We start from the raw sequence: 4831 nt of genomic DNA, 5'->3' as shown, positions 1-4831 counted from the left end.
CCGCCGAGGACTGCACGTAGGAGATTCTGCGCTGCTGGCCGTACCAGGCCCGCGTGCGCTCCTCCAGCGCCTTGTTGTACACGAGGCGGACGCAGCCGAACGTGCGGGACAGCTCAGCCGCCTGCTCGTCCGTGGGGTGAAAGCGGTACTTAAAAGCCCGCTTGACCTGCTGCGTCATGCCTCACATCGTATCAGTTTCCGTGTGAGCGGCGGGTTTCGGCCGGTGGCCGTGGACGCCGAATCGCCCTGGCGGCGATTCGCCTTTCCCTGCCCCGCTACGCGGGAGCTTCGTTTCCTCCCCAGCCTGAAGGCCGGGGTATCCACGAAGGAGGCCCCATGATGAAGGCGGAGGAACGCTGGCAGACCAGGTTCCGGGCGCCACGCGTGACACTGCCCGTCTGGGCGCGGCATGCCCCCGCCCGCGCCGTGTACCGCAGCAACGTCTCCGGCGCCTGGGAGGTCTACTCCTGGGACCGCGCGGAGGGCGTCGTGCGCCAGGTGACCGCGCGCCCCAAAGGCACCTCGCACGGGACCGTCGACCCCACCGGCCAGTGGATCTGGTGGTTCGCCGACACCGACGGTGACGAGTGGGGCGGCTGGATGCGCCAGCCGTTCACCGGCGGCCCCGACGAGCCGGTCGACCTCGGCCCCGGCCACCCCGCCGGGATCGCCCTGGCCGCGACGGGCGACGCGGTGATCGGCCTGGCCCGGCCCGGTCAGGGCTTCACCGTCTACGTCGTACGGCCCGGCTCCCCCGCCCGGGTGGTCTACGAGCACGCCGAGGCCGCCTCCGTGGCCGCGGTCTCCCTGGACGGCTCGCTGATCGCGATCAACCACAGCGAGCACGGCGACACCAGGCACCCCTCCCTCCGGGTCCTGCGGCGGTCCGGCGAGACGGTGGGCGAGCTGGGCGACGGTCCCGGCAGGGGCGTCGTCGGCCTGCGCTTCGCCCCCGTCTCCGGCGACCGGCGGCTGCTCGCCCTGCACGAGCGCCGGGGCCGCCGGGAGCCGCTGGTCTGGGACCCGGTGAGCGGCGAGCAGCGGGAGATCTGGTTGCCCGACCCCGGCGAGATCACCGCCGACTGGTACGGCGACGGCCGGTCCCTGCTCGTCGTCCGGGCCAACCGCGGCCGCACCCGCCTGCACCGCTACGACCTGGCCGGAGGCGTGCTGGCCCCGATCGAGACCGAGCACGGCGTGATCGACGCCGCCGCGCCCCGGCCCGACGGCTCGGTGGAGTACTCCTGGTCCAGCGGCGCCCACCCGCCGGTGATCCGCTCCAGCAACGGCCAGGTGGTGATGAACCACGGCGGGCCGTCCTCGCCGCCCTCCGTCCCGGTCGAGGACGTGGACGTGGACGGGCCCGGCGGGCGCGTGCACGCCCTGGTCTCCCGGCCCGAGCGCGGCGCCGGGCCCCACCCGACCGTCTTCCTCCTGCACGGCGGGCCCACCTCGCAGGACGACGACTCCTTCCTCCCGCAGGTGGCTGCCTGGGTGGACTTCGGCTTCGCGGTCGTGCGGGTCAACTACCGGGGCTCCACCGGGTACGGCTCGGCCTGGCGGGACGCGCTGGCGGGCGACGTCGGCCACATCGAGCTGGCCGACGTGACCGCCGTGCGCGAGGCGATGGTGGCGCGCGGCCTGGCCGACCCGGAACGCCTGGTGCTGGCCGGGTCGTCCTGGGGCGGCTACCTCACGCTGCTCGGCCTGGGGACGCAGCCGAAGACGTGGGCGGCGGGCGTCGCGACGGTGCCGATCGCCGACCACCTGGCGGCCTACGAGGACGAGCCCGAGTCGCTCCGGGCCTACCACCGCGCGCTGCTCGGCGGCTCACCCGCCGAGCAGCCGGAGCGCTACGCGCACTGCTCGCCCATCACCTACGTGGACCGGGTCGAGGCGCCGGTGCTGATCCTGGCCGGCGAGAACGACCCGCGCTGCCCGATCCGCCAGATCGAGGCCTACGTGTCCCGGCTCGCCGCGCGCGGGCACGAGCACGAGGTCTACCGGTACGGCGCGGGCCACGGCTCGCTGGTCGTCGCCGAGCGCATCGCCCAGATGGCCGCCCAGCTGGACTTCGTCCGCAGGCACGTGAAGACGGACGCCTGAGCGGAAGGCGGACACCTGCCCGGAAGGCGGACGCCTGCCCGGTCACGACCCGGACGGCTCCGGGCCGTCAGCGGGCGCGCAGGACCACGATCGCCATGTCGTCCGCGCTCGGCTCGGTGGTGAACTCCTGCACCGCCCGGCGGATCCGCGCCGCCACGGCACCGGCGGACAGGCCCACGCACTCGGCCAGCAGCTTGGCCAGGCCCCCGTCGTCGTCGAGCAGCCGCTCGCCCTGGCGCCGCTCGGTCACCCCGTCGGTCACCGCGAGCAGCACGTCGCCGTGGTCGAGGTGGACCAGGTCCGCCTCGAAGTCCACCTCGGGGAAGACCCCCAGCAGCGACTGGGAGGTCACCACCGGCTCCACGACGCCGCTGGGCTTGAGCCGCAGCGCCTCCGGGTGCCCGGCGGAGACGAGCCGCAGCTCCAGGCCCGTCCGCACGGGTCTGATCTCCCCGTGGAGCAGGGTGAGGAACCGGGCCCGGTCGCCCTCCTCCAGGATCGCCTGGTTGAGGCGGCCCAGGACGGCGGCGACGCCGTACCCCTCGCGGGCGAGCAGGCGCAGCGTGTGGCGGGCCAGGCCGGTGACCGCGGCGGCCACCGGGCCGGTCCCGCAGACGTCGCCGACCGCGAACCGCCAGGACCCGTCCCCGGCCGCGAACAGGTCGTAGAAGTCGCCGCCGACCTCGTTGGTCTCCCCCGCGGGCTCGTAGACCACCGCGTGGTCGAGCCCGGGGATCTCGCCGGGGTCGTCGGGCGGGAGCAGGCTGCGCTGCAGGGCCCGGTTGGCCGCGGCCTGCTGGGCGTAGAGCAGGGAGTTGTCCAGCGCGAGGGCGGCGCGGCGGCCGATGTCCTCGGCGTACTGCATGACGTCGTCGGCGAAGCGGTCGGGGCGGCCCAGGCACATCGCGCCGAGCGAGCGCCCCCGCGCCAGGAGCGGGACGGTCAGCACGTGGGAGTCGCCGAGCTGCGTCGAGCCGCCCTCCTCGGGGACGCGGCTCCCGGCCAGCATCTCGCGCAGCTCGTCGATGCGGCCCTCGTCGGCGTGCCACAGGTAGGCCGGGCGCTGCGGCCCGCCGCCGTCGGTCCAGGTGAAGACCGCGCACCAGGTGGCCAGCCGGGGCACCGCGATCTGCGCGATGATCGCGGGCACCATGTCCGGGTCGAGCGTCCCGGCCAGCAGGTCGCTGGCGTCGGCCAGGAAGCGCAGCCAGATCGGCCCCCGCCCGGAGTCGTCCTCCTCGGCCCACTCCGTGGTCACCTGGTCGTGGGAGCCGGGCAGCGGCAGCCGGGCCCAGTGGGTGCGGTGCTCCGCGCCGAAGGTGACGCCCCACTCCTCCACCGGCACGACGGGGGCGCCGGGGTGCGTCTCCGAGGCGCTCTTCTGCCGCACCTCCACCTGCACCCGGTCGCCGAGGTGGGTCCACACGACCTCGAACGGCACGTCGGCGACCTGCGCGGCCAGTTCTCCGGACAGCTGCTCGGCCATGGCCAGGACGGACGCGGCGGCCCAGGCGGTCATCACCTCTCGGGTGAACCGCCTGACCTCGGAGACGGCTGCGTCTCCCGGGGTGAAGGACGCGGCCAGGAGCGCGCGTGGAGCGGTGGTCATTGTTCCCTGATTACCACACTCCATGGCGACGTGGGGTAAAACGAAGGCGGGACCGGGGCTTGTGCATCGTGACAGACTGGGATGACCCGAGGCTGCCCCCCTCGGGATTCAAGGAGGTCTCATGACCACGGCCGACACGATGCCCGACGCCGAGGAGCGGCACTACAGCGAGTCCGACCTGCGACCGCTCCTCGAGACGCTCTTCGCCTGGCGCGACGGCGACTTCCGGCGCCGCGTGCCGTACGCCCCCGACGGGATCCTCAGCGAGATCCGCCTGCTGCTCAACGAGGTCGCCGACCGCCGCGAGCACCTGGCCAACGAGCTGATGCGGGTCCGCCGCGAGGTGGTCAAGGAGGGGCGCTTCGGCGAGCGGCTGACCCCGGGGCCCGGCGTGGGCGCCTGGGCCGAGAGCGTGCACTCGGTCAACGACCTCATCGAGGCCCTGTCCGGTCCGGTCAGCGGGGCGGCCGACGTGATCGACGCCGTGGCCAAGGGCGACCTGTCCCGCCGGATCGACCTGGACCGCGGCGCCCGGGGCGAGGTGCGGCGCCTCGGCAAGGCGATCAACGGCATGGTGGACCAGTTGTCCCTGTTCACCTCCGAGGTCACGCAGGTGGCGCGCGAGGTCGGCACCGAGGGCCGGCTGGGCGGCCAGGCGCAGCTCCGGGGCATGTCGGGCAGCTGGCGCGACCTGACCGAGGCGGTGAACGCCATGTCGACCCGCGTCTCGGCCCAGGTCCGCGACATCGCACTGGTCACCACCGCGGTCGCCAGGGGCGACCTGAGCCGCAAGGTCACCGTCGACGCGGTCGGCGAGATGCTCGAACTGAAGAACACCGTGAACACCATGGTCGACCAGCTCTCCGCCTTCGCCGAGGAGGTCACCCGGGTGGCCCGCGAGGTCGGCACCGAGGGCCGGCTGGGCGGCCAGGCGCAGGTCCGGGGCGTCTCCGGGGTCTGGAAGGACCTCACCGACAACGTCAACGTCATGGCGGGCAACCTGACCACCCAGGTGCGGGCCATCGCCGCGGTCTCCACGGCCGTCGCCCAGGGCGACCTGTCGAAGAAGATCACCGCCGACGCGCAGGGCGAGATCCTCCAGCTCAAGGACACCCT

The 4831-nt window shown here is 73.9% G+C and carries 4 protein-coding genes; 2 read left to right on the top strand and 2 right to left on the bottom strand.

The genetic code is table 11. The features are described 5' to 3' along the window. The coding region (locus tag IEZ06_RS35415; RefSeq protein WP_189241037.1) for a helix-turn-helix domain-containing protein at window positions 1-178 on the bottom strand (178 nt) is incomplete at its 3' end. Between the two features lie 161 nt (window positions 179-339). Between IEZ06_RS35415 and IEZ06_RS35410 the strand changes: the two genes are divergently transcribed. Next, window positions 340-2106, top strand: coding sequence for a S9 family peptidase (locus tag IEZ06_RS35410; RefSeq protein WP_189241038.1), 1767 nt, complete (start codon window positions 340-342; stop codon window positions 2104-2106). A 67-nt stretch (window positions 2107-2173) separates the two neighbouring features. Here the strand turns inward: IEZ06_RS35410 and IEZ06_RS35405 are convergent, their stop codons facing one another. Beyond that, entirely contained in the window at window positions 2174-3715 is a 1542-nt protein-coding gene (locus IEZ06_RS35405; RefSeq protein WP_189241036.1) for a PP2C family protein-serine/threonine phosphatase, read from the bottom strand. A 121-nt stretch (window positions 3716-3836) separates the two neighbouring features. Between IEZ06_RS35405 and IEZ06_RS35400 the strand changes: the two genes are divergently transcribed. After that, the coding region (locus IEZ06_RS35400) for a HAMP domain-containing protein (RefSeq protein WP_189241035.1) at window positions 3837-4831 on the top strand (995 nt) is incomplete at its 3' end.

This window comes from Planomonospora antibiotica (assembly GCF_014647955.1).
GTDB classification, from domain to species: domain Bacteria; phylum Actinomycetota; class Actinomycetes; order Streptosporangiales; family Streptosporangiaceae; genus Planomonospora; species Planomonospora parontospora.
This window is presented reverse-complemented; position numbering and strand designations above follow the sequence as displayed.

Coding starts and splice junctions, on each gene's coding strand:
- IEZ06_RS35410 (WP_189241038.1), top strand. CDS start 340: ATGAAGGCGGAGGAACGCTGGCAGACCAGGTTCCGGGCGCCACGCGTG.
- IEZ06_RS35405 (WP_189241036.1), bottom strand. CDS start 3,715: ATGACCACCGCTCCACGCGCGCTCCTGGCCGCGTCCTTCACCCCGGGA.